Here is a 24,940-nt window from a genome sequence, read left to right on the forward strand (position 1 = left end):
ACACCACACGGAGCAGCGATGACCATCGCGGGTCCCGACCCGTCCGCCGTGCGGACGGATCCCGAAACGGACCACCTCGACGCGCCGGAGGCCCGGCGCGCCGCCGACGGGGCGACGGTCGAGTGCCTGCTCCGCTGCTGGGTGCGCGAACGTGCGCTGCCCAGGCCGCAGTCGAGCGTGCTGAGCATCGACCTGCCCGCGATCGGGCGGACCCTCACCGTGCCGGTGCGCTACTGGTCGCCGTCCGGGTGGCACCGTTTCGGCGCTCCGCATCTGGAGGACGAGGGGCCGTTGAACGCGGTCACGCTGGCGCTGGTGCTGGGCGACGAGGCGAGCGCGAGCGGGGCCTCGGCGGCCGGTGGGGCGTGCGGGGACACCGCGATCCGGGTCGCCGACTCGGTCACCCACACCGAGCGCTACATCGCCCATCACCGAGCGCACCCCGAGGACCCGCCCGGGACGGCGCCGTTCCTGGCCGCCGAGCAGTCGCTGGTGCTGGGCCACCCGATGCATCCCACGCCCAAGAGCCGCGACCGGCTCGACCCGGCCGAGGACGCCGCGTGGTCGCCCGAGTTGCGCGGGTCCTTCGCACTGCACTGGTTCGCCGCCGACGCCGACCTGGTCGGGCAGGACAGCGCGCTGGGGCGCGAGGCCGCGGACGTGCTGGCCGAATTCGCCGGCGACCTGCGCGCACCCGAGGGCACCGTGCTGGTGCCCGCCCACCCGTGGCAGGCCCGGGACCTGCCCGGGCGCCCGCACCTGCGGGGCCTCTTCGACGCGGGCCGGCTGCGCGCGCTCGGCCCGGCGGGCGCCCCGTGGTACCCCACCTCCTCGGTGCGCACCGTGTACCGACCCGACGCCGAGGTGATGCTCAAGCTCTCGCTGGGCCTGCGGATCACCAACTCGCGCCGGGAGAACCTGCCCAAGGAACTGCTGCGCGGGATCGAGGTGCACCGCCTGCTGCGTTCCGGCCTGGAGCACGAACTGCGCCGCGCGCACCCCACCTTCGACATCGTCCGCGATCCGGCCTGGATCTCGGTCGCGCCGCCGGAGCCGTTCCCGCGCCCGGACCGGCCCGCCGCGGGGCTGGAACTGGTGCTGCGGGCCAATCCGTTCAAGCCCGACCAGCGGGTTTCCTGCGTGGCCGCGCTGGTGGCCGAGCGGCCCGGGATCGGCCCCTCGCGGCTGGCCGGATACGTACACGCGCTGGCCGAGCGCAGCGGCCGCTCTCGGGCCTCGGTCGCCGAGGAGTGGTTCGAGCGCTACCTGGCGGTGGTGGCCGAGCCGGTGTTGTGGCTGGACCGGCACGCGGGTATCGCGCTGGAGGCGCACCAGCAGAACACCCTGGTCCTGCTGGACGCGGACGGCCTGCCCGTGGGCGGACGCTACCGGGACAACCAGGGCTACTACTTCCGTGCCTCGCGCACCGCGGACCTGGCCCGGCGGCTGCCCGCCGCGGGGGTGGCCAGCGACACCATCGTCGCGGACGAGATCGCCGACGAGCGGCTGGCCTACTACCTGGGCGTGAACAACCTGCTCGGGCTGATCGGCGCGTTCGGTGCGCAGGGCCTGGTCGAGGAGTCCGTGTTGCTGGCGCGGCTGCGCACGCTGTTCGCCGCCCACGCGCCCACCAGTGGCGCGGCGCGCACGCTGCTCACCGATCCCAGGCCGCGCTGCAAGGCCAACCTGATGACCCGACTGCACGGCCTCGACGAGCTCGTCGGCCCCGTGGCGACCCAGTCGATCTACGTGCACATCCGCAACCCGCTCGCCGACGCCCCCGCGTGAGCCCGGTCCCAGGAGGTTCCGTCCCCGTATGAGCCCGTCATTCCTGTCGTCGCCCGCCGATGCCCGGCGGAGCGACTTCGCCGAGGCCCAGACCGTGCGCCTGAACACCGGGTCGCGGGCAGCGGGGCAGGCCGGCCCGCTCGCCGAGGCGGCACGCTGGGGCACGGTCCCGCTGCCCGCGGGCCGGTTCTCGCTGCACGAGATCCACACCAAGCGCGACCTGCCGCTGCTGCACGCGTGGATGAACGACCCCGACATCGCCCGCTGGTGGGAGCTGGCCGGGGACGAGGAGGTGGTGCGCCGACACCTGGCGAATCAGGCCGTGCGCACACACCACCACGCCTACCTGGGCTGCCTGGACGACGAACCGATCAGCTACTGGGAGCTCTACCGCGCGGACCTGGACAACCTGGCCCGGCACTACCCGGCCCGCCCGCACGACGTGGGGATCCATCTGCTCGTCGGCCCGGCCGCGTGGCGCGGGCGCGGGATCGGCTCGCTGCTGCTGCGCGCGGTCACCGAACTGGTGCTGCGCGCCGCCCCCGACACGATGCGGGTGGTGGCCGAGCCGGACGTGCGCAACGAGGCGTCGCTGGCGGCCTTCGCGCGGGCCGGCTTCCACCGCTTCGGCGATGTCGAACTCCCGGACAAGCGCGCCGCGTTGATGATGCGCGGACGCGCCGCGCGGGAAGCGGGTGCGCGGCGGTGACCGAGCGCCTGCCCGCCCCGCGCCGGGCGGCCGACCCCGGCGCGGTGGTGTACGACCTGGTGGGGGTGGGGATCGGGCCGTTCAACCTCGCGCTGGCCGCGCTGGCCGACCGGGTCGAGCCGCTGCGCACGCTGTTCCTGGACCGGGCTCCCGCGTTCAGTTGGCATCCGGGACTGCTCCTGGACGGCACCACCCTGCAGGTGCCGTTCCTGGCCGATCTGGTCACCCTGGTCGACCCGACCAATCCGTGGTCGTTCCTGGCCTATCTGCGCGCGCACGACCGGTTGTTCCCGTTCTATTTCGCCGAGCGCCTGCATGTGCCGCGGCGCGAGTACGACCACTACTGCCGGTGGGTCGCCGAGGCGCTGCCGGCCTGCCGGTTCGGCAGCGACGTCGGGTCGGTGTCCTGGGAGGGCGACCTGTACCGGGTCGAGTTCCGCGACACCGCGACCGGCGAGCGGCACCACGTGCACGCCCGGAACGTGGTGCTCGGCATCGGCACCGAACCGGTGGTGCCGGAGCCGTTCGCGGGTCTGCTCGGCGACACCGTGCTGCACGCGGCCCGATACCTGGACCATCGCGCGGACCTCACCGATGCGCAGGACGTCACGGTGCTGGGCTCGGGGCAGTCCGGCGCGGAGGTCTTCCTGGACCTGCTGCGCCGGCGAACCGGCCCCAGCCGACGGCTGACCTGGCTGACCCGCTCGCCCGCGTTCGCCCCGATGGAATACTCCAAGCTCGGCCTGGAGCACTTCACGCCCGACTACACGCGCTACTTCCACGCGCTGCCCGAACCGGTCCGTGACCGCCTGGTGCCCGAGCAGTGGCAGCTCTACAAGGCGATCAGCGCGGACACCATCGCCGCCATCCACGACGAGCTCTACGAGCGCGGCATCGCCGGCGGGCGGGTGCGTGCGACGCTGATGCCCGACGTCACCGTGACGTGCGCGCGCACCACCCGCGAGGGCGTGGAACTGGGGTGCCGGCACGGCGAACAGGACCGCGCCTTCACCGTGCGCACCGACCGGGTGGTGCTGGCGACCGGCTACGCGCAGCGGCATCCCGCACTGCTGGATCCGGTGAAGGACCTGATCGCGCGCGACGACGCCGGTCGTCCGCTGATCGACCTGGACCACCGGGTCGTGCTCGCCGAACACGTCACCGGCGGGCTGTACACGCAAAACGCCGAGTTGCACACGCACGGCGTGGGCACCCCCGACCTGGGCCTGGGTGCGCACCGGGCCGCGACCATTCTCAACTCCGTGTGCGGCGACGCGGTCTACCGGCTGCCGATCCGCACCGCGTTCACCACGTTCGGCCTGGCCGCGGGCGACACCGAGCCCGCGCACCGACCGCAGCGAGGGGACGCGACCGACCCCGCAGAGGTACCCCATGTCGCAGTCGAACCCGGCAGCGGAGCCCATCGAGGCCGAACTGCCGCACCAGGGCGCCGGACCCGCCACGCTTGAGCCCGCCTCCCGGGTCCCCGGCGCGCGGCACGGCGTGCCCCCCACCGACCCGGAGGTCTGGCGACGGGTCAACCGGGACATGATCGCCAAGTCGCTCGCCGAGTTCGCCTACGAGGAACTGCTGGCCCCGGTCGCCGACGGCGAGACGTACACCGTGGACGTCTCGGGCGATGTGCGCTACCGCTTCCGGGCCCGGCGCGGCGCCTACGACGCGTGGCACGTGGATCCCGAGTCGGTGGTGCGCGAGTGGGAGGGCGGCGCCGACCCGGCCGAGGACATGCTCCAGTTCCTGCTGGACGCGCACACCGTGATCGGGCTGAGTGGCGACACCGCCGGCCACCTGGTGCGCGAGTTGACCGCGACGCTGGCCGCCGACGCGGCGAGTGCGGCGAGCGCGGTGAGCGCGGCCACGCTGGCCGACCTGGGCTACGCGGAGTTGGAGGGCCACCAGACCGGCCACCCGTGGATCGTGCCGAACAAGGGCCGGATCGGCTTCTCGGCGAGCGACGCGCGCCGCTACGCCCCGGAGGCGCGGCGGGCGCTGCGGCTGCCGTGGATCGCGGTGCATCGGGACCTGGCGGCCTACCGGGCGGTGCCGGGACTGAGCGAACAGCGGCTGTACGACGAGGAACTGGACCCGGCGACCCTGGAGGGCTTTCGCCGAGTCCCGGCCGCGCGCGGACTGGATCCGGACGACTTCCTGTGGTTGCCGGTGCATCCGTGGCAGTGGGACGAGACGATCGCGACGCTGTTCGCGCCCGAGGTCGCCGCCGGTCGCATCATCGCGCTGGGCGAGGCCGAGGACCGGCACCTCGCGCAGCAGTCCGTGCGTACGTTCCTGAATCTGGACCGGCCCGCGCGGCGCACCGTCAAGCTCCCGCTGTCGGTGCTGAACACGCTGGTGTGGCGCGGCCTGCCCAGCGAGCGCACGCTGGCCGCGCCGGCGGTCACCGACTGGGTGCTGGGACTGCGCGACGCGGACCCGTTCCTGCGCGACGAGTGCCGGGTGATCATGCTGGGCGAGACCGCGTCGGTGACCGTGCGCCACCCGGTGCTGGAGGAACTGCCGGGCGTGCCCTACCAGTACCGCGAACTGCTCGGCGCGATCTGGCGCGAGCCGCTGGCGCCGCGACTGGATCCCGGCGAGCGCGCCCGCACGCTCGCCTGCCTGCTGCACGTGGATCCGACCGGCCGGCCGTTCGTGCTCGAACTGGTCGAACGCTCGGGGCTGGCCCCCCGGGTGTGGCTGCGTCGGCTCTTCCACGCCCTGCTCCCGCCGCTGTTGCACTGCCTGTACCGGTACGGCCTGGTGTTCTCCCCGCACGGCGAGAACGCGATCGTGATCTTCGACGAGCACGACGTGCCGGTCCGGCTGGCGATCAAGGACTTCGTCGACGACGTCAACATCAGCGACCAGCCGCTGCCGGAACTCGCCGACCTGCCGGCCGAGGTCGCGGCGGTGCTGCTGCGCGAGCGGCCCGACTACCTGTGCCAGTTCATCCACGCCGCGCTGCTGGTGGGGCACCACCGCTATCTGGCCGATCTCGCGGCGGTGCACCTGGGCATCCCGCAGGAGGGCTTCTGGGCGCTGGTGCGCGAGGAAATCCTGGACCACCAGGGGGCGTTCCCCGAACTCAAGGACCGGCACGCGCTGTTCGACCTGCTCACGCCGCGGATCGACCGGCTGTGCCTGAACCGCAATCGGCTGCTCCTGGACGGCTATCGGGACCGTCCCACGCGCCCGCACGTGAGCGCACACGGCAGCGTGCCCAACGCGCTGTGCCCGTGACCTCGACATCGGACCACGACAGGGTCGCCGACAACCTGTCCGGTTTGCCGATGGTGTGATCCCCATCACGATGCCAGAATGCGGCGGGTGACCGACGTCGCCGAAAACGCGAGGCAACCACTGAAGGTTGCCGCCGCACAGGCCCAGGCGCGGCCGGGCGACATCCCCGCGAATGTCGCCACGGCCGCGCAACTCGTGCGCTTCGCATCCTCGGCCGGCGCCGACGTGGTGGTGTTGCCGGAACTGTTCCTGTCGGGGTATGACCTCGATCTGTTCCGGCCGGACGTGAAACCGTGCGACATCGTGCCCGGCGACACCCGGCTCGGTGAGCTCCAGGCCGCCTGCTACGCCACCCGCACGGTCGCGGTGGTCGGCGCCGCGGTCCGCCGCGCCGGCGCCCGGACCATCTCGCTCGTGGTGGTCGGCCGGGACGGCGACGCGCACGTGGCCTACGACCGCCAGCACCTGTGGCACGAGGAGCGCGAGTTGTTCCGCCCGGGCGACCACGGCTGCACCATCGAGATCGCCGGATGGCGACTGGGCCTGGGCAGCGCCTACGACGTCAGCTTCCCCGAACACGTGCGCGCGGCCGTGCACGACGGCTGCGACGCCTACCTGTGCCCGGGCGTGTACACCCGCGGCGACAGCGAGCACCGCCGCGACCTGTACTTCGCCGCCCGAGCCCTGGAGAACACCTGCTACACGGTGGTCGCCAACCACATCGGCGACACCGTGCTGGGCCCGGCGTGCGGACGCAGCGGGGTGTACGGCCCGGACGGGCGGGTGGTGATCGAGGCCGACGGGGAACGGGTGGACGTGGTCGCCGCGACCTTCCAGGACATCGAGATCGACGCCGCCCGCGAGTGCCTGACCATGCTGGAGGACCTGCCGGGATCACGGCGCGCGGGGCCGGGCGAGCGTCGCGAGACGATCAAGCTGGACTGAGACCCACCCGATCCGATCCGATCCCACCCGATCCGGGCCCGTCGGTGCTGGAATCCGCGTGCGCAAGCGCCTAGTCTCGCCGGATCACCGCAACCTACCGACGGGTAATGGTGGAAGGCAACGACGAGAGGGGAGCGCACGTGCGCACAACTCGCAGGGCGATCGCGGGCCTGGCCGCGCTGACGGCGCTCGTCGCGCTGTCCGCGTGCTCGGACGACTCCGACTCCGACACCTCCGCCGACCGCAAGGCCGCCGCTCCGAACGCGCCCGGCGCCCCGGGCGGCGGCAAGGACGCCCCGGCGAACCCCAAGGCACTGCCCGCCGCGGCGAGCGGGGCCACCTTCGTCGCGCTCGGCGACTCGTACGCGGCGGGCGTGAAGATACCCGTGATCGTGCCCGCCGCGCCGCCCGGATGCAGCCGCTCGGAGAGCAACTACGCGCACCTGGTGGCCAGGCAGCAGAACATCACCGGCTTCGTCGACGCCACCTGCGGCGGTGCCCGCACCCCGGACATGACGGCCGGCCAGCAGACCCAGGGTTCGCCGCCGCCGCAGTTCGACGCGCTGCGCCCGGACACCGCGCTGGTCACCCTGGGCATCGGCGGCAACGACATCGGCTTCTCCGAGATCGTCACGACGTGCGTGATCCAGAGCCGCAGCACCACGTCCACACAGCCGTGCACCGACAAGTACACCGCCGGCGGCAACGACGAGCTGGCCAAGCGCATCACCGAGACCGGCCCGAAGATCGCCGCCACCATCGCCGGCATCAAGCAGCGCTCGCCCAAGGCGCGGATCCTGGTCGTCGGCTACCCCACGATCCTCCCGGAGACCGGCACCTGCCCCGCCCAGGTGCCGGTCGCCGAGGGCGACCTGCCCTACCTGCGCAAGGTGGTGCCCGCACTGAACGACATGCTCGCCAAGGAGGCGGCCGGCCAGGGCGCGGAGTACGTGGACACCTACGCCGGCTCGGCCGGCCACGACGTGTGCCGGCCGGCGGGCACCAAGTGGATCGAGGGGATCAAGCCCGAGTCGCCCGCCGCCCCGGTGCACCCCAACGCGCTCGGCCAGGAGGGCCTGGCCAAGGCGGTGCTCGCCAAGCTCGGCTGATCTTCGCCCGGCTTCTCCCGCGACAGAAAGCGGCGCGGGAGAAGCCGGGCGAAGCGGGCCGCGTGGTAAGGGATGTCCGGCGGAGCATCTAGGCTTGTCGCCCGATGAGCGACTCCGACCGTCCCGAGCTGACCGAACTCCTGCACGCCGCCGTTGCCGCCGTCGGCGGAGCGGAGCGGCCCGGACAAGTGTCCATGGCCGAGGCCGTCTCCGGCGCGGTCGCCCGCGCCGAACACCTCCTCGTCCAGGCGGGTACCGGCACCGGCAAGTCCCTGGCCTACCTGGTCCCCGCGCTGGCCGCCCGTCGCAAGGTCGTGGTGGCCACCGCGACGCTGGCGCTGCAACGGCAGCTGGTCGAGCGCGACCTGCCGCGCACGGTCGAGGCGCTGCGCCCGCTGTTGCGCCGCTCACCGACGTTCGCCACGCTCAAGGGCCGGGGCAACTACCTGTGCCTGCACCGCCTGCACGACGGGCCGCCGGACGAGGGCGAGGTGCTCTTCGACCCGGCGCCCACGAGCAGGCTCGGACAGGACGTGGTCCGGCTGCGGGACTGGGCCGACGAGACCGAGACCGGGGACCGCGACGACCTGAGCCCGGGCGTCAACGACCGCGCCTGGGCCCAGGTGTCGGTGTCCTCGCGCGAATGCCTGGGCGCCTCGCGCTGCCCCTACGGCGACGACTGCTTCGCCGAGGCCGCGCGGGAGCGGGCCAAGCAGGCCGACATCGTGATCACCAACCACGCGCTGCTCGCCATCGACGCGTTGGAGGACGCGCCGGTGCTGCCCGAGCACGAACTGTTGATCGTGGACGAGGCGCACGAGTTCGCGAGCCGGGCCACTGGGGTGGCCACCGCCGAGCTGAGCCTGAGCGCGGTGGACCGGGCCGCGCGCCGCGCGGGCAAGCTGGCCAACGAGAGCGCCGTGGACAACCTGGACGCCGCTTCGGAGGCGTTCAAGAAGACCATGGAGGGGCGCGAGCCCGGTCGGCTGCGCGAGCTGGACCCGGATCTGGGCTGGACGGTGTCCGCGCTGCGCGACGCGAGCCGCGGCGTGATCACCTCGCTCGGCGAGGTCCGGGACAAGTCGCTGAGCAACGAGGACGCGGCCCGTCGCCAGGCGTTGGCCGGCGTCGAGCACATCCACGACACGTGCGAGCGCATTCTCAAGGACTCGCCGCACGACGTGATCTGGCTGGAGCGCAACGAGCGCACCGGTGCGTCGTTGCGGGTGGCCCCGATCGCGGTGGCCGGGCTGTTGCGCGAGGCGCTGTTCGGGGACCGCACGGTGGTGCTCACCTCGGCCACGCTCAAGCTCGGCGGCGACTTCCGGGGCGTGGCCGGCAGCCTGGGGCTGACCGCCGAGGGGCTGCTCACCGACGAGCCCGAGCCGGTGCCCACCGAGGTGGCGGTGCAGCCGGGCGAGGGCGAGGAGTCCGACGACGACGCGGATCCGGACACCGACGCGGACCTGGCGCGGTGGCGTGCGTTGGACGTGGGCTCGCCGTTCGACTACCCGCGACAGGGCATCCTCTACGTCGCCCGGCATCTGCCGCCGCCCGGTCGGGACGGAATGAGCGCGGACACCCTGGACGAACTCGCCGAGCTGATCGAGGCGGCCGGTGGGCGGGCGCTGGGCCTGTTCTCCTCGCGGCGCGGTGCGGAGGCGGCCACCGAGGCGCTGCGCGAGCGGCTGGACCTGCCGATCCTGTGCCAGGGCGACGACTCGTTGGCGGAGCTGTTGCGCCGTTTCGCCGCCGAGCCGCGTACGTGCCTGTTCGGCACGTTGTCGCTGTGGCAGGGCGTGGACGTGCCGGGGCCGTCCTGTCAGTTGGTGATCATGGACCGGATCCCGTTCCCGCGTCCGGACGATCCGTTGATGAGCGCGCGGGCGCAGTCGGTGCAGGAGAACGGCGGCAACGGCTTCATGGCGGTGTCGGCCACGCATGCCGCGCTGTTGATGGCACAGGGCGCCGGGCGGCTGATCCGGGCGATGGACGACCGGGGGGTGGTGGCGGTGCTCGACCCGCGCCTGGCCACCGCCCGCTACGGCGGGTTCTTCCGGGCCTCGATGCCGCCGCTGTGGTACACCGAGGACCGCAATCAGGTACGCCGCTCGCTGGCCGCGATCGACAAGGACGGCCGGGGCGAGCCGGCCTGAAGCGCTACCGCGAGGGCGGGGGCGAGCCGGGCCCCGACCGCGGGCGCCGGCGTGCCGCGCACGTGAGACGGGCGGTCGGGCGGCGAGATCTCGCCGCACGACCGCCCGCAGCCGGTATGTCGCCGTCCCCGCTCATCTCACACCCGGCGCATGACGGCCACCACACGGCCCAGGATGGTCGCCTCGTCTCCCGGGATGGGTTCGTAGGCGGGGTTGTGCGGCATCAGCCAGCGGTGCCCGTCCCGGTGGCGCAGGCGCTTGACGGTGGCCTCGCCGTCGATCATCGCCGCGACGATGTCGCCGTTCTCGGCGACCGGCTGCCGGCGCACCGCGACGTAGTCGCCGTCCATGATCGCGGCCTCGATCATCGAGTCGCCGCTCACCTTGAGCAGGAACACGTCACCGTCGCCGACGAGCTGGCGCGGCAGCGGGAACACGTCCTCGATGGACTGCTCGGCCAGGATCGGGCCACCGGCCGCGATCCGGCCGACCACCGGCACGTAGGACGCGGCCTGCGAGCCGCGTTCGGCGTGCGGCCCGGCCGGCGCCAGCGGCCGGCCGCCGTCGGGCGAGCGCACCTCGTAGGCGCGCGGCCGGTGCGGATCACGGCGCAAATAGCCCTTGCGTTCGAGGGCCATCAGTTGGTGCGCGACGGAGGAAGTGCTGGAGAGGCCGACGGCCTCGCCGATCTCCCGCATGCTCGGCGGATATCCGCGGGACTCCACGGAGGTGCGGATCACTTCGAGGACGCGCGTCTGGCGCGGCGTCAGCCCCCCCGTCGGGCGCCGCGTCACACCGCCCTGGACCTGCCCGTTCTCGGTGCCCGGGGCAGGCGTCGGGGGTGGCACGGAGGCGCTGTGCGGGTGTTTCGCAGGGAGAGTTTCGGTGCGGATTCCGGGGTGGATTGCTCCGGTGGCTTCTCCGGTCACGGCTGGCCCTTTCGACGGATTGCTCGCACGTGGAGAACGGTAGTCGGGTTCGAAAGGTTGCGCCAAACACACGTTCGAGTGAATTTAGGCCAATCCAGTGGCGATCATTCGGTTCCCGCTGTAGTAATCGTACATACATTCGAATTCGACTGGGAAAAGCCATCGTTTCCAGTGCCCGATATGTCGCATCCGTCACCCGTATGCCGCGACACGCGGCCGGCCGGGTTAATTTCTCGCCGCCGGCGGGCGGTGACCTGCGGGGATGACGAGAGGTCACCGAAGGCTCTCCGAGTGTCTGCGAGTCGGCTTGCAGCGCTCGGGGTCGCGGTCTACCGTAGCCACTACATCTTGTGGTCGAGGGCGTTGAAGGAACCCACAAGTTGTGGTTGCCGTATATACCATATTCCCGGAGCGCACCGGACGGGCCCCTTCGCGGCGGCCCTCGGGGCGAGGGCGCGGCAACGACCGGGCACGCTTCGCCATACCGCGCGCGGCACGCACGGGCAACACGTACGACCTGCGTCTCAACGAGGGGGAGAGGAACCGCATGCACTGCCCCTTCTGTCGGCGAGCGGACAGCCGCGTCGTGGACAGCCGGACCACCGACGACGGCGCCGCGATCAGGCGCCGACGATCGTGTCCGGACTGCGGACGGCGGTTCACCACGATCGAGACCGCCTCGCTCACGGTGATCAAGCGCAGCGGCGTCACCGAACCCTTCAGCCGGGACAAGGTCATCGCCGGCGTGCGCAAGGCCTGCCAGGGCCGCCCGGTCACCGGTGACGCGCTGGCCCTGCTCGGTCAACGGGTCGAGGAGGCGGTGCGGGCCACCGGATGCGCCGAGTTGACCACCCACGACGTGGGCCTGACGATATTGGGCCCGCTGCGGGAGCTCGACGAGGTCGCCTACCTGCGGTTCGCGTCCGTGTACCGAGCCTTCGAGTCGCTGGAGGACTTCGAGGCCGAAGTCGCCCTGCTGCGCGCCGGTCGCGCGGAGTCGGCGCAGCCCGCGGTGCCCGTGGACGCGGCGGACGGTCCCACCTCGGACTGACCGCGGATCACCAGAAATCAATTTCGGTAGCACACGAACGACGGACCACCCGACCGGTCGGCGGGACATCCCCCGGGATGCTCCGGCCTGCCCACGGCGTTGTTCAAAAGAGGAGACGGCATGACAGAGACGACGAGCGGATCGGCCCGCGGTTCCGGCCGGTCACGACCCGGCAAGGGCCTGCGGATCGAGCGCGTGTACACGACCCCCGGCGTCCACCCTTACGACGAGGTGGTCTGGGAGCGTCGTGACGTCGTCATGACCAACTGGCGCGACGGCTCGATCAACTTCGAGCAGCGTGGTGTCGAGTTCCCCGACTCCTGGTCGGTGAACGCGGTCAACATCGTCACGAGCAAGTACTTCCGCGGTGCGGTGGGCACGCCGCAGCGCGAGTGGAGCCTGAAGCAGCTGATCGACCGGGTCGTCAAGACCTACCGCAAGTCCGGCGAGGAGAACGGCTACTTCGCCGGCCCCGCCGATGCGGAGATCTTCGAGCACGAGCTCGCGTACGCCCTCCTGCACCAGATCTTCAGCTTCAACTCGCCGGTCTGGTTCAACGTCGGCACCGCGCAGAAGCAGCAGGTCAGCGCGTGCTTCATCCTGTCGGTCGACGACTCGATGGACTCGATCCTGGACTGGTACAAGGAAGAGGGCCTGATCTTCAAGGGCGGCTCCGGCGCCGGCCTGAACCTGTCCCGGATCCGCTCCAGCAAGGAGCTGCTCACCTCCGGCGGCAACGCCTCGGGCCCGGTCTCCTTCATGCGCGGGGCGGACGCCTCGGCCGGGACCATCAAGTCGGGCGGCGCCACCCGCCGTGCGGCCAAGATGGTGGTCCTCGACGTCGACCACCCCGACATCGAGGACTTCATCGACACCAAGGTCAAGGAGGAGGAGAAGATCCGCGCGCTGCGCGACGCGGGCTTCGACATGGACCTCGGTGGCGCCGACATCGCGTCGGTGCAGTACCAGAACGCGAACAACTCGGTCCGCGTCTCGGACGAGTTCATGAACGCGGTCGAGCAGGGCGGCGAGTTCGGCCTGCGCGCCCGGCTCACCGGCGACGTGCTGGAGACGGTCGACGCCAAGGCGTTGTTCCGCAAGATGGCCGAGGCCGCGTGGGCCTGCGCCGACCCGGGCATCCAGTACGACGACGAGATCAACAAGTGGCACACGTGCCCCGAGTCGGGTCGGATCACCGCGTCCAACCCGTGCTCGGAGTACATGCACCTGGACAACTCGTCGTGCAACCTCGCGTCGCTGAACCTGATGAAGTTCCTGCGCGAGGACGACACCTTCGACGCGGTCAACTTCGCCAAGGTCGTCGAGCTGGTCATCACCGCGATGGACATCTCGATCTGCTTCGCCGACTTCCCGACCGAGAAGATCGGCGAGACCACCCGCGCGTTCCGCCAGCTGGGCATCGGCTACGCCAACCTGGGCGCGCTGCTGATGGCCACCGGTCACGCCTACGACAGCGACGGCGGCCGGGCACTGGCCGGTGCGATCTCCTCGCTGATGACCGGCACCGCGTACAAGCGCTCCGCGGAGCTCGCCGCCATCGTCGGCCCGTACGAGGGCTACGCCCGCAACGCCGAGCCGCACAAGCGCGTCATGCGCCAGCACGCCGAGGCCAACGACGCGGGCAAGCGCATGGACGACCTGGACGCCCCCGTGTGGGACCTGGCGACCAAGGCGTGGAAGGACGTCGCCAAGCTCGGCGACAAGAACGGCTTCCGCAACGCGCAGGCCTCGGTGCTGGCCCCGACCGGCACGATCGGCCTGATGATGGACTGCGACACCACCGGTGTCGAGCCCGACCTCGCGCTGGTGAAGTTCAAGAAGCTGGTCGGCGGCGGCTCGATGCAGATCGTCAACGGCACGGTCGCCCGGGCGCTGCGCCGGCTGGGCTACCAGCCCGAGCAGGTCGAGGCGATCATCGAGCACATCGCCGAGCACGGCCACGTGGTGGACGCGCCCGGCCTCAAGCTCGAGCACTACGAGGTCTTCGACTGCGCGATGGGCGAGCGCACCATCTCGCCGATGGGCCACGTGCGGATGATGGCGGCGATCCAGCCGTGGATCTCCGGCGCGATCTCCAAGACGGTCAACATGTCCGAGGACGCCACCGTCGAGGAGATCGAGGAGATCTACTTCCAGGGCTGGAAGCTCGGCATCAAGGCGCTGGCGATCTACCGCGACAACTGCAAGGTCGGCCAGCCGCTGTCGGCCGGCAAGGGCGAGAACAAGGGCAAGGCGGACGACGGCAAGTCGACCGCGGCCGCCGTGGTGGAGAAGGTCGTCGAGTACCGCCCGGTGCGCAAGCGCCTGCCCAAGGGCCGGCCCGGCATCACCACGTCCTTCTCGGTGGGTGGCGCCGAGGGCTACATGACCGCCAACTCCTACCCGGACGACGGCCTCGGCGAGGTCTTCCTGAAGATGTCCAAGCAGGGCTCGACCCTCGCGGGCATGATGGACGCCTTCTCGATCGCGGTCTCGGTCGGCCTGCAGTACGGCGTGCCGCTGGAGACCTACGTCTCCAAGTTCACCAACATGCGCTTCGAGCCGGCCGGTCTGACCGACGACCCGGACGTGCGGATGGCGCAGTCGATCGTCGACTACATCTTCCGCCGCCTGGCGCTGGATCACCTGCCGTTCGAGACCCGCTCGGCGTTGGGCATCCACTCCGCCGCGGAGCGCACCCGGCACCTGGAGACCGGCTCCTACGAGCCGGACGAGCCGGCCGCCGTCGAGGACATGCGCACGCTCGCGCAGTCCGCGCCGGTGGACGCCGCGCCCAAGGCCCCGGACCTCAAGCCGGTCCCGGCCGCGGTGCACTCCTCCACCGAGCTGCTGGAGGCCCGCCAGGGCCGCAGCGCGGACGCCCCGCTGTGCTTCTCCTGCGGGATCAAGATGCGCCCGGCCGGCAGCTGCTACGTGTGCGAGGGCTGCGGCTCGACCAGCGGCTGCAGCTGACCCGAGCGTCGCTGACGTGAACGCCCGAAAGGGGCGGGGAACCGAGTTCGGTTCCCCGCCCCTTTCGGCGCGGTGGGCACGCGGCGCGGTGGTGCGGGCCCTACGTGCTCGACGGTTCGGCTCGCGTGCGGTGGATCGCCCCGGCGGGTCGGCTCGCGCACCGCCCCGGCGGGTCAGCCCGCGAGCTGCTTTGCCTTCGCGTCGCGCTTGGCGAAGACCTCGTCGCGCATCGACTCCATCTCCTTGAGCACGTTCTTGCGCTCGCGCTTGGAGAGGCGGTCGATGTACAGGTATCCGTTGAGGTGATCGGTCTCGTGCTGGAGGCAGCGGGCGAAGTAGCCCTCGCCCTCGATCACCAGCGGGTTGCCGTCCTTGTCCACCCCGCGCGCGATCGCGCGGTCCGGGCGGGCCAGGTCCTCGTGCGGGCCGGGGACGGACAGGCAGCCCTCGCCCGCCTCCTCCAGGTGCCGCTCGGTCGCGGGCAGTTCGTCCAGGACCGGGTTGATCAGGTGGCCGACGTGCCGGTGGCCGTCCTCGTCCACGCAGTCGTACACGAACAGCCGAATGCCGACGTCGACCTGGTTCGCGGCCAGGCCCACGCCGTCGGCGACGTACATGGTCAGGAACATGTCGTCGATCAGCGTGTTCAGTTCCTCGGTGCCGAACTCGGTGATCTCGGCGCAGGGCCGGTGCAGGACGTCCTCGCCGACCACGGTGACGCGCAGGACCTTGCCGCGGGCGGCCTCGGGCGCCATGGCGGGGTACGAGTCCACCGGGCGGCCCATCACAAAGATCCGGCCTTCTTCGTGATCGTGGTGATCGTGGCTGGAGTGGTCGTGGTGCTCGGCCATCGGTTTGCTTTACCTTTCCACCAGGGCATGAACCCGAATCACCCTACCCGCACCCGTCAGGGCAGGACTGCCGACGCCTTGGCCGTGATGGTGACCTCGCCGGGCTCGGTGACGGTGATCTCGGTCCAGCCGTCCTCGGTCTCGCCGATGCTCGTGTTGGGCTTGTTCGCGACGAACCAGCTGGTTCGGTGGATGCGCACGGTGAACGTGCCGGCCTGCTGGGCGAGCAGCGTGAAACCGCTGGGGGTGATGTCCACGAGCTGGCCGGGGCCGTCCAACAGCGGAACCGGGTCGGCGACCTCCCAGATCACCCAGTGCGGGTCGGACCACACCGGCACCAGCCAGTCGGCGCCGGCGCGCAGGATCTCCGCCTCGCGCTTGGCGGAGGGGTCCAGCGGCACGTCGGGCAGGGCGATGAAGCGCACGCCGGTCTCGCGCACCCAGCCGTGGTACTCCCCCTCGTCCAGCGTCGGGCCGTAGAGCACCGCGTTGTGCGCGCGGTCGAGTTGGCGCTCCCAGCCGCGGGCGAGCGGCATGTGCTCGGCCACGTAGACCGTTTCCCAGTGGCCGCGGGTGAACGGGATCTCGATCCGGCCCACCGGCAGGTTGGCCCGCTCCAGGAAGTCGAGCATGCCGGTGTAGTAGGCGGAGTTCTTGCCGGTGCTGTCCTGGTTGTTGAACGCGACCGCCTTGCCGGCCGAGGAGAACTGCCAGGCCAGCAGCGGGATGGCGAGCAGCACCACCAGCCGCCTGCGGCCCAGCGAGAGCAGCACCACGGCCATCAGCGGGCCGGCGCACAACTCGCCGAGCCGGGCCACGTTCCCGCCCACCGCGCTGGGGATCAGGAACAGCACGGTGGAGGAGAGCGCGTACAGCCACAGGAAGCGGCGCGCGCTGACCTCGGTGCGCGGGAGCAAGGCCAGCCCCACCCCCGCGAAGCCCAGGATCGCGGCGAACCGCCACAGCGGGAAGGAGAAGTCGCCCCCACCGGGGAAGATCAGCGACATCACCAGGCCGATCACGGCCGGGGCGAGGCTGAACCGGGTCGCCCACACCCGCTCGGCGGGCACCCACGCGAGCGCGATCATCAGCAGGAACGCGGCGGCCAGCGGACTGGCCAGGCCACAGAACCCGGCGGCGACCGCGGCCCACGCACGATGCCCGGTGCGGGCCGCCAGGATCGCCATCAGCCCGGCGGCCACGCCGAGCACGAAGGGGGTGCGGCCGATCAGGTACTCGATGCTGACTATCACCGCGAACCAGCAGCTGCCGACCCGGCGAGCCAGGTCGCCGCGGCCCAGGCGCAGGCGGGAGAACGCCCACGCGGCGGCCACGCAGGAGATGGCGGTGAGCAGGCGGGTGCCGATCCCACCGGCCAGGACCGGGGTGATCACGCTGTAGCCGGGCAGCAGGTGGCCGCCGTACCACTGGTTGTTCCACAGCACCGCGCCGTGGTCGCGCACCAGCCAGGCACGGAAGATCTGCGCGGGCCAGTCGGCGCCGTTGATGCCCAGCACGGTCAGCAGCCCGACCAGGGCCAGGGTGATCACGTAGGGATGCTCGGCGACCGCGATCAGGACCCCGCGCAGGTGCCGTCGCCAGGCGCGGCGGGTGGTGCCGCCGGCATCCGACTTGGGCTCCCCGAGGGGTATGCGGCCGTCCAGAGCATGTGTCATGACGGCTTAGTTTTTCAGATCGGGGCCGAAGTGGTGCAGGTGGGCACTGAGGTAGGACGCCGGATTGTCCGATGTATGGCGTGCCATGGCGCAATGTCCACCGTGGAATCACCGGTGCGGCGCGAAAAAATCCTTCGTTCGGATGAAACGGCGGTTCAGACCACGGGGCCGGATGGGGGGCCGGGCAGGTCATCCTCAGGGGGTGGCTCGGGCGGGTTGGGCAGCCCCGCACGGGCGCGCAGGTCGCGCGGGTCGCGCGGACCCTCGATCCGGCGGATCACCGAGAGCGCGGCGGTGTGGAACGCCTCCAGGAACGCCTGCGCGGTGGACGCCGGCCACTCCGCGCGCTGCACGGCGTGCATGTTGTGATCGGTGTCGCACCAGCACGCCACCTCGACCGTGGCGGTGACGCTGACGAACGGACCGTCCAGCTGCCACACGTCCAGGCCCAGTTCCAGCCAGTCGCCGTCGGCCTCGTACAGCAGCAGCGCGGTGCCCAGGATGTGCGGGGACGGCTCGGGCTCGGGCTCGGGACTCAGCGGGTCGGGCTCGTTCCAGAACCAGCGCGCGGGATCGTCGAGGGAGCGGCGCAGATCGAGCGCTTGAGCGGCGGCGACCAGGCGTTCGCGGCCATGGTCGTCGAGATCGGGAAACAGCCGCTCGAACGGGATGTCCGAGGCAGGGCGCTCGGTGGCGGGCACGCGGGCATTCTGCCGTGGCGGGGGGTCTTCCCGTCAACGTCGGGTTGTGTGACCGCCGCCGACGATGGCCGAGTTTGCCCTTCTATGCCGGGACTGTACCGCCGCTCCGGTGCGGGATAGACGATTCATCGACTCGATTCGCCGTCGGTGCGATACCGATTCGCCGGCCGCGCCGCGCGGCGCCGATCGCCGGGTCGGTCGAGGGGTCGGTCGACGGGCCGGGGCAGGCGCCGTGCCCCGGCGGTGGCTTGGCAGACTTCGTGGCGAACCGGTTCGATACGAATCACTTCGGTGGTCGGCAGTGCAGGGAGCCTGACATGCGGGTAGCGGTGTTCGCGGGATCGGCGTCGGGTGTCTCGCCGCGGTTTCGGGAGGCGGCGATCGAGCTGGGTCGCGCCCTCGCGGAGGCCGGCGTCGGGATCGTCTACGGCGGCGGGCACGTGGGCCTGATGGGCGCGGTGGCGGACGCGTGTCTGGCGGCGGGCGGCGAGGTGATCGGGGTGATGCCGCGCTCGCTGGTGGACCGGGAGATCGCCCATCTGGGCCTGACCGAGCTGCAGGTCACCGAGACCATGCACGAGCGCAAGGCGGCGATGGCCGAGCAGGCGGACGCCTTCGTGGCGCTGCCCGGCGGCGCGGGCACCCTGGAGGAACTCTTCGAGGTGTGGACCTGGCAACACCTGGCGATCCACGCCAAGCCGGTGGCGGTGCTGGAGGTGGACGGCTTCTGGCGGCCGCTCCTGGACGCGCTGGACACGATGACGGCGAACGGCTTCCTCAAGCCGGAGCTGCGCTCGACCCTGCTGGTGGCCCGGGACGGCGCGGACCTGCTGGCCCGGACGAACGGGTGGCAACCGCCGCTGCCCAAGTGGGCGGGCGGCCTGGACCCGGCGGCGCCGCCGAAGCCGTGAGCGGTCCGGGCCGGCCCGCCCACGGACCGGCCCGTCGACGCGGTGCCGGGGCCCGGCCGGCGGTCGGGCCGGCGCGGCCTAGGCCGGGTCCGGTGGATCCTGGTGGGGCCGCGCCGCCTGGCATCCGCCCTTCGGGCTCCTCGCTGCGCTCGTCTCGCCGCACCGGAGAAACAGCCGAAGGGAACCACCATGCGGCTGCTTCTCCGGCACGCCGAGCCACGGCACCGGACGACGCGACCTCATCCACCAGGATCCACCGGACACGGCCTAGCCGTTCTTGCCCTTGAAGAGCTTCGAGTCGCGCGCGGAGACGGTGACCGGTCCCGGCCGGTCGACGGTGATCTCGCTCCACTCGTCCTCGGTCGCCTTGATCACGATCCCGGGGCGGTCCGGGGTCACCCAGAAGGTCGGGTGGATCTTGATCACGAACGTTCCGGCTGCGTGCGCGTCGAAGGAGAATCTGCTCGGCGTCAGCTCGGTCAGCTCGCCCGGTCCCATCACGATCGGCGTCGGGTTCTCCACCTCCCAGACCTGCCAGTGCCCGTCCTTGTCGGAGTAGACCGGCTTGAGCCAGGGGATGCCCTTGCGGATCAGCTCGGCCTCGGGGATCGCGGACGGGTCGATCGGGATGTCCGGCAGGGCCACGAACCGCACGCCGGTGTCGTCGATCCAGTCGCGGTACTCCTGGATCGTCAGGTCTTCCTGGTAGAGCACCGCGTTGTAGTTGCGGTCCAGCTGGCGCTCCCAGCCGCGGGCCAGCGGCATCTTCTCGGCGACGAACACCGATTCCCAGTGGCCGCGCGTGAACGGGATCTCCACCCGGCCCAGCGGGTGGGTGTTGTTCTTCTGCAGGAAGTCGAGCATGCCCGCGTAGTACTGCGGCTTCTCGCCCGGCGAGTCCTTGATGTCGTGGGTGATGGCCAGCGCGGCGGACTGGAACTGCCAGACCAGCAGTGGCAGGGCCAGCAGCACCACGAGCCGACGCCGGCCCGCGGAGAGCAGCACGACCGCCATCAGCGGGCCGGCGGTGAGCTCGCCGAGTCGGGCCAGGTTGCCGCCGAGCGAGGTCGGCACGAAGAAGAAGATCACCGCGGTCGCCGCGTAGAGCCACAGGAAGCGCCGGGCGCTCTGCTGCTCCTTGGGCAGTATCAGCAGGCCGACCGCGGCGAAGGCCAGGATCGGCAGGAACCGCCACCAAGGGAACGGGAACATGCCCTCGTTGGGGAAGGCGAGCGCGGCGACCAGGCCCACGGCGGCGGGAGCGAAGCACAGCCGGGTCGGCCAGACCCGTTCCCTGGGCACCCAGGCGAGCGCGACCAGCATCAGGAAGGCGCCGGACAGCGGGCTGGAGAGCCCGCACAGGAGGGCGGCGAAACCGGCCCACAGCGGGTGTCGGCGGCGAGCGGCCAGTATGGCGAGCATGCCCGCGGCGACACCGAGTGCGAACGGGGTGCGGCCGATCAGGTAGTCGACGCTGCACATCACCGCGAACCAACAACTGCCGACCTTGCGGGCGAAGTCGTTCCCGCCCACCCGGAGCTTGTCCCAGGCCCACGCGGAGGTCACACACGAGAGCGCGGTCAGCGTGGCGGTGCCGATCTTGGAGGCGATCACCGGCGCGAGGATGCTGTAGCCCGGGAGCAGGTGTCCGCCGTACCACTGGTTGTTCCACAGGTACGTGCCGTGGTCGCGGATCAGCCAGGTCCGGAAGTACTGCGCCGGCCAGTCGGGGCCGTTCACACCGGTGACGATGATCAGGCCGATCAGGCCGGCGGTGATCAGGTACGGCCGCTCGATTATCGCGTCCGCGAGTGCCCGAAAACGGCGGCGACCCGCCGGCGCTGCGGGTCGATCCGTCGCTGGGCTTTGCACATCGCTCGTCACATGACCCGAGTTTTCCAGACGCGGGGCCCGACGTCGCCGGTGGATGCCGGAGATGGGAGGTTTTGTGGGTTTATTCGCTTTGGTGCAGACCGAGCGTGACGAGTGCGCCGAGTACGGACAGGCCGGCCGCGACCAGGATCGCCAGGTCGATGCCGCCCGCGTCGACCAGGGCGACCACGAGCGCCGCGCCGATCGAGGCGCCCATGTAGCGCGCGGTGCTGTTGGCGCCGGAGCCCATGCTCGCCCGGTCGACCGGCACGCTCTCCACCGCGAGGCGGGCGAGCGCGGTGTTGACCAGGCCCACGCCGAAGCCGCCGACGAGCAGGCCGGGCACCGCGCGTACCCACGAGTCGGCGGGGGTGAGCCCGTACAGGCCCAGGAAGCCGACGGCGGCGACGAGCAGGCCCGCGGCGAAGCGGTGTCGGGCATCGGGCAGCACGTGCACCCGGCCGACGGCGAAGGACGTGATCGCGGCCGCAGCCGACCACAGGCCGAGCAGGAGGGCGGCGCCCAGGGCGCTCACACCCAGCGTGCCCTGGAAGACGGTGCCCAGGTAGGCGGCGATGGCGATCACCGCGACGCCCACGATCAGGGCGCCGAAGGTGGCGACGGCGAACGCGGGGCGGGCGAACATGCGCAGGTCGAGCATCGGTGCCCGGCCGCGTAGGGCGGTCGCGCCGTAGCCGGCGAGCAGGAGCACCGCGACGACCATCAGCACGTCGACCACGGGCCGGTGCCACCCCTGTCGGCCCTCGATCAGCGCGGCGGTCAGCGCGATCAGACCGGGGCCCAGAGTCAGCGTGCCCCACACGTCCGGCCGGCGCGGGTGCTCGGCACGCGATTCGGGCATCCGGCGGGCGACGGCGGCCACCGCGAGGGCGGCCGCGGCGGCGAACCAGTACGGCACGGAGCGGTGCACGAGCGCCAGTCCGGCACCGAGCAGGGGGCCCACGACCATGCCCGCGCCGATCGAGGAGCCGTACGCGGCCATCGCCCGGCCGCGCGCGGCGCCCTGGTGGTTGTGCGCGAGCAGGCCGAGCCCGGCGGACATGATCGCCGCCCCGGCGACGCCCTGGAGCGCGCGGCCGACCACGTACAGCGGCAGCGAGGGGGCCAGGGCGGTCAGCGCCGAGGACACCGCCAGGCCCAGCGCACCCGCCGTGAAGATCCGGCGGCGGCCGAAGTCGTCGGCGAGGCTGCCGGTGATCAGCAGGGCCGCGGACAGGCCCAGGCCGATGGCGCTGAGGATCCAGGCCGGGCCGCCGGGGCCCGCATGCAACTCGCGCACGGTGTCCGGGACGATCGCGATCGGCATCGTGTAGGTGGCCAGGAGCAGCAGCGTGCCCAGGGCCACCACGGGGACGGTCGCCCCCGCGGAACCGCCGCCGGCGGCGGGGCCGGGCGCCTTCGGTGCGGTGCGCGGGGCGATGGACGTGGTGAGGGACATGGCTGTGCTCCCCGGATTGCGATTTCGGCGGGTAGGTTCGGTGAATGAACCTTGGTGCTCGAAGAACGTAGCACTCAAAGGTTCGATGAATGAACCGACCCGGGGTTAAAGTGCTCGTATGGCTTTGGGCAAGGACTACGGGCAGCAGGACTGTGCGCTCGCCCGCACCCTCGAACTCGTCGGCGAGCGCTGGACGCTGCTGATCGTGCGGGACGCCTTCTACGGCGTCCGGCGCTACAGCGACTTCCTCGCTCACCTGGACATTCCGCGCGCCGTGCTGTCGGGCCGACTACAGACGCTGGTCGACGCGGGCGTGCTCGACAAGCGCCGCTACCAGGAGTCGCCGCCTCGGGAGGAGTACGTGCTCACCGAACGCGGCATCGACCTGTGGCCGATCATCCGCACCATGGCCCGCTGGGGCGAGAAGCACGTGCAGAACGGGGTGCCCTGCCGAATCTTCCGGCACCACGGCTGCGGCGGGACGGTGGACCCGACCGGGATCTGCACGGTCTGCGCGGAGGTGGTCGCCCCCGAGCAGACCGAGGTGGCCCCGGGGCCCGGCGCCAACGTGCTGCGGCGCGAGGACGCAGTCACCCGCGCGATGCGCCGGCCGCATCGCCTGCTGGAGCCGCTGCTGCCCTGACATCGGCCCGGGCCGGATGGGACGGGACAGGTGAGGCGGGGCACATGACCCGGGCGGGAATACCGGGGCAGCCGGCGCCGGCAGACGCCGCGCGGAAGTGATCTGCGTCGGCGACCGCGGCAGGCGCCCCGGCGGGTGATCCCGGGCCGGTGACGTGGCCGGTTCGGTCGGATCGTGCGGGATCCGGCGGTGGCCGAGACACAGGCCCTAGGGTCGTCCTCGAACGGGTGAGTCATCGCTTCGAGGGGGATCCATGGGCGCTGGGACGGGGCTACGCGCACTCGCCGGAGTGCTGCTCCTGGGCGTGCTGTACGTCGTGCTCGCGCTGCCGCTCCTGTTCGTGGCCTTCGTGACCGGAGCGATCGTCGACCAGGGGCGGTTCTTCACCTCGGGTGCCGCGGTGTTGTGGGGGCTGGCCGTCGTCGCGCTGGTCGCGCTGCTGCTGGAGCTGACCGGTCCGCGCCAGCTGCCGGCCGGGCTCGCGGTGGACGCCCGGGCGCAGCCGGTGTTGTGGGAACTGGTCGAGGACGTGGCCGCCGATCTGCGGGTGCCCGTGCCGGACGGCATCGTGCTGACCGGCGGGGCCGGTTGCGAGCTGCGGGTGGTGCGCCGTCCCGGGACGTGGTTGCACCGCCATCTGGTGCTGGGCGCCGTGCTGCCGCATGTGCTGACCGGCCGGCGGCTGCGGGTGGCGATCGCACATGCGCTCGGACACGGCCGCCGTCGCCGACCGCCGCTCGCGGACCGGATCGCCTGCCACGGGGTGGACGCGGTGATCGGGCTGGCCGAGGCGCTGGCCGGGAACGGCGGTGCGGGCCGGGCGGCGGCCCGTTACGCCGTGCTCTACCGGCGGGTGACCGCCCCGGTGGTGGGCTTCGAGGAGCGTGCCGCCGACCGGGCCGCGGCCCGCGCCTACGGCACCGACGCGGTGGCGGACGCGCTGACCGAGCTGGCGCAGGTCCGGGCGGACTGGGACCGGTTCCGGGACGACGTGTTGACCCCGGCGGCCGAGGCGGGCTGTGTGCCGAGCGACCCGATTGCCGGTTTCCTGGCCTTCCGGGATCTGCGGGCCGCATGGGGCGAGGTCGAGGCCGGCTCCGAAGAGGCGATGGCGGACCGGGTCGAGCGTCTCCTGGCTCGACCCCTGGACGGGCGGGGCACCCCCGGCGGCGCCGACCTGGCCGGCGGCTCGCTGCTGGTCGAGCCGCTCCGGCTGCTCGCGCACGTGCATCCGTACCTGCTGGTCACCGACGACGACGGGCATCTGGGCCGGCACGGGTTCGCGGCGCTGGACGGCCTGGTGACACTGCCCGAGGAGGCGTTCCTGGAGCACCTGGTCGGCTTCGTCCGGGCCCGTCGGGCCGCGGCGCTGGGGATCTCCGCGCGACGGGCGGGCGTGGAATACCCGGTGACCCTGGGCGGGGTGCTGGCGCTGCTGGTCGAGGGGCGCGGAGCGGAACTGGCGGCCCGGCACGGCGCGGACACCGCGGGGGCGTTGGCCGCCCTGCTGGGGTGTGCGTGGGTGGAGTCCGGGCGTGGCCGATCGCGGCCGACCTGGGCCGGCAGCGGCGCCGTCACCGACCACCTCGGCGTCGACCTGGACCTGCTCGGCTGGGCCGAGGCGGCGCTCGCCGGCGGGCCCGGCGCCCGGGCGCTGCGCGAGCGGTTGACCGCGGCCGGCGTCTCGACGTACTTCGAGCCCAGACCGCCGGTGTCGATCGCCGAGGGGGAGCGGGAGACGGTGGTCGGCCACCGCTGATCGGTGACCTACGGTGGTGGTGTGAAGCAGCCGAGCACCGAACAGGCGGGCGGCCCCGGGATCGAGCCCGAGCGAGCCGCCGCGAAGCCGACCGCCGACCGCACGGTCGCGGCGAACGGGAATGTCGCCGAGAAGGTTTCCGCCGAGCAG

General features: G+C 72.0%; 18 protein-coding genes. 12 read left to right on the forward strand and 6 right to left on the reverse strand.

Features of this window, described 5'->3' with window-relative positions:
- The first annotated feature begins 18 nt into the window (after nucleotides 1–18).
- The 7 genes from ACFZBU_RS02700 to ACFZBU_RS02730 all read left to right on the forward strand — a co-directional run bounded on the left by ACFZBU_RS02700 (nucleotide 19) and on the right by ACFZBU_RS02730 (nucleotide 9,965).
- Entirely contained in the window at nucleotides 19–1,788 is a 1,770-nt protein-coding gene (locus tag ACFZBU_RS02700) for an IucA/IucC family protein (protein ID WP_391581628.1), read from the forward strand.
- A 28-nt stretch (nucleotides 1,789–1,816) separates the two neighbouring features.
- A complete protein-coding gene (locus ACFZBU_RS02705; RefSeq protein ID WP_391581629.1) occupies nucleotides 1,817–2,497 on the forward strand; it encodes a GNAT family N-acetyltransferase in 681 nt (226 codons plus the stop codon).
- Entirely contained in the window at nucleotides 2,494–3,966 is a 1,473-nt protein-coding gene (locus ACFZBU_RS02710) for a lysine N(6)-hydroxylase/L-ornithine N(5)-oxygenase family protein (RefSeq protein ID WP_391581630.1), read from the forward strand. Before ACFZBU_RS02705 ends, ACFZBU_RS02710 begins: the two co-directional genes overlap by 4 nt.
- Entirely contained in the window at nucleotides 3,890–5,755 is a 1,866-nt protein-coding gene (locus ACFZBU_RS02715; protein ID WP_391581631.1) for an IucA/IucC family protein, read from the forward strand. The genes ACFZBU_RS02710 and ACFZBU_RS02715 overlap by 77 nt, the downstream gene beginning before the upstream one ends.
- Nucleotides 5,756–5,842: 87 nt before the next feature.
- On the forward strand, nucleotides 5,843–6,700 hold the full coding sequence (locus ACFZBU_RS02720; protein WP_391581632.1) for a carbon-nitrogen hydrolase family protein: 858 nt from the start codon (nucleotides 5,843–5,845) through the stop codon (nucleotides 6,698–6,700).
- Nucleotides 6,701–6,840: 140 nt separating this feature from the next.
- Nucleotides 6,841–7,809, forward strand: a complete 969-nt coding sequence (locus ACFZBU_RS02725; RefSeq protein ID WP_391581633.1) for an SGNH/GDSL hydrolase family protein — start codon at nucleotides 6,841–6,843, stop codon at nucleotides 7,807–7,809.
- A gap of 104 nt (nucleotides 7,810–7,913) precedes the next feature.
- Entirely contained in the window at nucleotides 7,914–9,965 is a 2,052-nt protein-coding gene (locus ACFZBU_RS02730) for an ATP-dependent DNA helicase (protein ID WP_391581634.1), read from the forward strand.
- A 137-nt stretch (nucleotides 9,966–10,102) separates the two neighbouring features.
- Here ACFZBU_RS02730 and lexA read toward each other — a convergent pair whose 3' ends face one another.
- The gene (gene lexA / locus ACFZBU_RS02735; protein ID WP_391581790.1) at nucleotides 10,103–10,858 is read right to left on the reverse strand and encodes a transcriptional repressor LexA; all 756 of its coding nucleotides are present in this window, start codon (nucleotides 10,856–10,858) and stop codon (nucleotides 10,103–10,105) included.
- A gap of 583 nt (nucleotides 10,859–11,441) precedes the next feature.
- On the opposite strand from lexA, the gene nrdR reads away from it, so the two are divergent.
- Nucleotides 11,442–11,945, forward strand: a complete 504-nt coding sequence (gene nrdR, locus ACFZBU_RS02740) for a transcriptional regulator NrdR (protein WP_391581635.1) — start codon at nucleotides 11,442–11,444, stop codon at nucleotides 11,943–11,945.
- A gap of 120 nt (nucleotides 11,946–12,065) precedes the next feature.
- Nucleotides 12,066–14,918: a vitamin B12-dependent ribonucleotide reductase gene (locus ACFZBU_RS02745; protein ID WP_391581636.1), complete on the forward strand. Its 2,853-nt coding sequence runs from the start codon at nucleotides 12,066–12,068 to the stop codon at nucleotides 14,916–14,918.
- Nucleotides 14,919–15,091: 173 nt separating this feature from the next.
- Here the strand turns inward: ACFZBU_RS02745 and def are convergent, their stop codons facing one another.
- From def to ACFZBU_RS02760, 3 genes are all read right to left on the reverse strand, one after another.
- On the reverse strand, nucleotides 15,092–15,769 hold the full coding sequence (gene def / locus ACFZBU_RS02750; protein ID WP_391581638.1) for a peptide deformylase: 678 nt from the start codon (nucleotides 15,767–15,769) through the stop codon (nucleotides 15,092–15,094).
- Between the two features lie 56 nt (nucleotides 15,770–15,825).
- Nucleotides 15,826–17,445: a hypothetical protein gene (locus ACFZBU_RS02755; protein WP_391581639.1), complete on the reverse strand. Its 1,620-nt coding sequence runs from the start codon at nucleotides 17,443–17,445 to the stop codon at nucleotides 15,826–15,828.
- A gap of 155 nt (nucleotides 17,446–17,600) precedes the next feature.
- Nucleotides 17,601–18,146: a hypothetical protein gene (locus ACFZBU_RS02760; RefSeq protein ID WP_020554763.1), complete on the reverse strand. Its 546-nt coding sequence runs from the start codon at nucleotides 18,144–18,146 to the stop codon at nucleotides 17,601–17,603.
- A gap of 317 nt (nucleotides 18,147–18,463) precedes the next feature.
- Here ACFZBU_RS02760 and ACFZBU_RS02765 point away from each other — a divergent pair, with 317 nt between their 5' ends.
- Entirely contained in the window at nucleotides 18,464–19,057 is a 594-nt protein-coding gene (locus ACFZBU_RS02765) for a TIGR00730 family Rossman fold protein (RefSeq protein WP_391581640.1), read from the forward strand.
- A gap of 267 nt (nucleotides 19,058–19,324) precedes the next feature.
- Here ACFZBU_RS02765 and ACFZBU_RS02770 read toward each other — a convergent pair whose 3' ends face one another.
- Together ACFZBU_RS02770 and ACFZBU_RS02775 are read right to left on the reverse strand one after the other, a co-directional pair.
- Nucleotides 19,325–20,929, reverse strand: coding sequence for a hypothetical protein (locus ACFZBU_RS02770; protein ID WP_391581641.1), 1,605 nt, complete (start codon nucleotides 20,927–20,929; stop codon nucleotides 19,325–19,327).
- Between the two features lie 82 nt (nucleotides 20,930–21,011).
- Nucleotides 21,012–22,388, reverse strand: coding sequence for an MFS transporter (locus ACFZBU_RS02775; RefSeq protein ID WP_391581642.1), 1,377 nt, complete (start codon nucleotides 22,386–22,388; stop codon nucleotides 21,012–21,014).
- A 118-nt stretch (nucleotides 22,389–22,506) separates the two neighbouring features.
- On the opposite strand from ACFZBU_RS02775, the gene ACFZBU_RS02780 reads away from it, so the two are divergent.
- Together ACFZBU_RS02780 and ACFZBU_RS02785 are read left to right on the forward strand one after the other, a co-directional pair.
- Nucleotides 22,507–23,031 carry a winged helix-turn-helix transcriptional regulator gene (locus ACFZBU_RS02780; RefSeq protein WP_391581643.1) on the forward strand — a complete coding sequence of 175 codons (525 nt, stop codon included), beginning with the start codon at nucleotides 22,507–22,509 and terminating at the stop codon, nucleotides 23,029–23,031.
- Nucleotides 23,032–23,284: 253 nt separating this feature from the next.
- The gene (locus ACFZBU_RS02785) at nucleotides 23,285–24,790 is read left to right on the forward strand and encodes a hypothetical protein (protein WP_391581644.1); all 1,506 of its coding nucleotides are present in this window, start codon (nucleotides 23,285–23,287) and stop codon (nucleotides 24,788–24,790) included.
- The last annotated feature ends 150 nt before the right edge of the window (nucleotides 24,791–24,940 follow it).

Source organism: Embleya sp. NPDC008237 (assembly GCF_042956465.1).
In the GTDB taxonomy this organism is placed as follows: Bacteria; Actinomycetota; Actinomycetes; order Streptomycetales; family Streptomycetaceae; genus Embleya.